Source organism: Protofrankia symbiont of Coriaria ruscifolia (genome assembly GCF_900634745.1).
Lineage (GTDB): Bacteria > Actinomycetota > Actinomycetes > Frankiales > Frankiaceae > Protofrankia > Protofrankia californiensis.
Genome location: NZ_CAAAFR010000189.1, coordinates 31,981 through 34,819 on the forward strand (window position 1 = coordinate 31,981; position 2,839 = coordinate 34,819).

Sequence of the window (2,839 nt, forward strand, 5' to 3'; positions counted from 1 at the left end):
AACGACGTCCACATCCAGCGCGCTATCGCGCGGCTCTCGCGGCGGTCGACCCTGCTGGTGATCGCGCACCGCCTGCACACCGTGCTCACGGCCGACCAGATCCTGGTCATCGAGGACGGTCGCATCACACAGCGGGGCCGGCATGTGGATCTCATCGAGGAGGACGGAACCTACGCGGATTTCTGGCAGGCCCGCGAGTCCACCCGCGGCTGGCACCTGCTCGCGCCCTGACCCGGCCGCGCAGCCGGGCCACAACGTGCCCCTCGCACTGCCCGCCCCGCCGACGGGTGGGGTGGGCTCTCAACGTGTGGCGGCGAGCAGCGCGCGCGTCGTCGGATGCCGTGGATCGCACAGCAGCGCGGCGGTGTTGCCTTCCTCCACCACCACGCCGCCGTCGAGAACGACCACTCGATCCGCCCAGGCGGCGACGGTGTCCAGGTCGTGAGTGATGAGAAGGACCGTCAGACCGAGCGCGCGCCGCAACCGGGCGAGCAGACCCATGATCGCCTCGCCGGTGTCGACGTCCAACGCGGCGCCCACCTCGTCGCACACCAGCACCCGGGGTCGGCAGGCCAGCGCCCGAGCCAGGTTCACCCGGGCCCGCTCGCCGCCGGAGAGCTGGGCGGGATACCGGTCGGCGTGCCCGACCGGCAGCCGGACCTGAGCCAACAGGCGCTTGACATCGGCGCGCGTCACCTCCGCCGTGTCCCGACCGGCGCGGCCCCGACACCTCGAGCCCGTGCCATTCAGGCTCAGCGGGCGCGCCAGGGCCGCACCCACCGTCTCCCGAGGATTCAACGCGCCCACGCTGTCCTGGGCCACGAGCTGGATACCGCGGCACTGCTCGACCGACCGATCACGCACCCGGGGCGCAAGCTCCACCCGGTCGAGTTCGACCACGCCGCCGCTTCGACCGCCGGTGTGCAGACCCACCAGGACGCGCGCCAGCGTCGACTTACCCGAGCCGGACGGCCCGACCACGGCGAGGCACCCGCCGGGCCGCGGCGCCAGGTCCACCCCGCGCAGCACCTGCGCGCGGCCGTGCCGGGCGCTCAGGCCCACGACCCGAAGGACGGCGGGTTCCCGGGACTGCGCGGGCGCGGTGACCGGCGAACCGTCGCTCCCATCAGCACCGTCGCTTCCACCATCAGCGGCGGCACCGGCGCGGCGGCTCCGCAGCGTCCGGGCCGGCATGACCTCGTCGGGATGCCCGATCGCGACGATCCGGCCCGCGTCCAGGCGTAGGACCCGGTCGGCCACCGCGCGCACCAGATACGGATCATGGCTCACCAGGACCGTCGCCCGGTGCCCGACCGCCTCGACGATGAGCTGGCGCAGTTCGTACCCGAGCACTGGGTCGAGGTTGGCTGTGGGCTCGTCGAGTACCAGCACATCCGGATCACCAGCGAGCGTGACCGCGAACGCCACCCGCTGCGCCTGCCCGCCGGAGATCTCGTGACCGTACCGGCGGAGAAAGGCGCGCTCCGCCGGTAGGCGCACGGCCGTGAGCAGCCTGGCGACCTCGGCGTCCACCTCCGCCCGGGGGCCGCGGACCCGTGCCCGGACGGCCTCACGGAGCTGGCCGCCGATCCGGCGCGCCGGATTGAGGCTCGCCGCCGGGTCCTGGCCGAGGTAGGCGACGGTGCGCCCACGCATGCGCCCGGCCACGCCGGGCCGGAGCATGTCGCGTCCGGCGACGCGCACCGTCCCCGCGCGTAGGCGCAGGCCCGGAGACTGAAAGCCGAGCAGAGTGAGCGCGGTGGTCGTCTTGCCGGAGCCGGACGGCCCCACCAGAGCGACCACCTCACCGGCACGCATCGTGAAACCGACTCCGCCGACGGTCGGCTCGCCACCGGCCAGCGGGCCGACCACGAGCCCCTCGACCACGACCAGGGCGGGGTCGCTGGATACGGATCGTGTGACGTCGGGCTCCCCGCCCGCAGCGACCACCGGAACGGCCACCGCCGGGACGGGGCCGCCGGCCGAGGTGCCCGTCATCGGCGGTCCGCCAGCAGCGCGGTGAGCCCGTCGGCCAGGACGTTCACCGAGATCGAGAGGATGAGCAGGGCCAGGACAGGTGCCAGGAACGGCCAGACCGTCAGTGCGACTCCCGGGGAGTTCTCATCGACCATGCGGCCCCAGTTGGGCGCCGGGGCAGCACCGCCGAGACCGAGGAAACCGGCGGTCGCGGTCAGGTGGACCGCCGCGGAGAACCTCAGGCCGATCTCGGCGAGCGCGGGTCGGACGATGTTCGGCGCGATGTCGTGGCGCAGGATCCGGCGCCGGGGTTCGCCCCGGGCGCGGGAGACCTCTACGAATCCGGTGCCGGCGACCTGGGCGGTGGCCGCGCGGATCACCCGGATTGAGAACGGCGCGCTTATCAGCGCGACCGCCACCAGCACTGCCAGATTGCTGCCGGGGAATCCGGTGGCGAGAACGAGGAGAAGCAGCAGCGCCGGGACCACCGCGACGACGTCGACGACGCGGACCACGAGCTCCGCCATCTGGCCTCCCGACAGTCCGCTCAGCGCGCCGACCCCGAAACCGACCAGGGTGGTGAGTGCGGTGCTGCCGGCAGCGAGCGCGACGACGGGCAGCCCACCGTGGGCCAGCCGAGCGAGCACATCCCGACCGATCATGTCGGTGCCAAGCGGATGCGCCGCCGAGGGTGCCAGGAAGGGCATCCCGACCTGGGCCGTGGGCGATCCCGGCACGACCAGCGGCCCGAGTAGCGCGAACAGGACGACCAGACCCGCCGCCGCGCCAGGGACGATCAGGCCCGCCCGGCCCCGTCGCCCTCCCCGGCCAGGGGCGGGGGGCGGGGCAGCGGACGAGGGTG

General features: G+C 73.8%; 2 protein-coding genes and 1 pseudogene. 1 reads left to right on the forward strand and 2 read right to left on the reverse strand.

Features of this window, described 5'->3' with window-relative positions; genetic code table 11:
- Positions 1-231: pseudogene (locus CV1CTNOD_RS25945) on the forward strand (ABC transporter ATP-binding protein); the annotation flags it as partial.
- A gap of 69 nt (positions 232-300) precedes the next feature.
- Here the strand turns inward: CV1CTNOD_RS25945 and CV1CTNOD_RS21935 are convergent.
- The gene (locus CV1CTNOD_RS21935) at positions 301-1,998 is read right to left on the reverse strand and encodes an ABC transporter ATP-binding protein (protein WP_131787851.1); all 1,698 of its coding nucleotides are present in this window, start codon (positions 1,996-1,998) and stop codon (positions 301-303) included.
- Positions 1,995-2,839: ABC transporter permease (locus CV1CTNOD_RS21940; protein WP_207386602.1), on the reverse strand; the 845-nt coding region annotated here is incomplete at its 5' end. The genes CV1CTNOD_RS21940 and CV1CTNOD_RS21935, both read right to left, overlap by 4 nt.

Coding starts and splice junctions, on each gene's coding strand:
- CV1CTNOD_RS21935 (WP_131787851.1), bottom strand. CDS start 1,998: ATGACGGGCACCTCGGCCGGCGGCCCCGTCCCGGCGGTGGCCGTTCCG.